Annotated in this window: 1 pseudogene; it reads right to left on the reverse strand. The window is 41.5% G+C overall.

What is annotated here, in order from left to right:
• A pseudogene (locus PseudUWO310_RS24055) lies at window positions 1-253 on the reverse strand (IS1 family transposase); the annotation flags it as partial.

The following is a 253-nucleotide window of genomic DNA, read 5'->3' on the forward strand; positions in this document are numbered from 1 at the left end:
TCTTTGCTACCCACAAAGGTCTGAAGTTCATCTAGTTCACCTACCTCTGGTACATCCTCAATTTCCTCTGTCTCAGGCAATTTTTCTCCTGATTCTCTCACCCAGTCGATTACCGTATTGTGACTAAATTCCTGTACATCGCTCAATTGCTCTAAATCCCATGCCATTACAGTACATTCTTAAGCAAATTTGTCTGGCATCTTCAGAATATCCTCTTTCACTGTAGAATTCGACAAACTGACGATTGCACTGC

The sequence above is a fragment of the Pseudanabaena sp. UWO310 genome, from assembly GCF_006861605.1.
GTDB lineage: Bacteria > Cyanobacteriota > Cyanobacteriia > Pseudanabaenales > Pseudanabaenaceae > Pseudanabaena.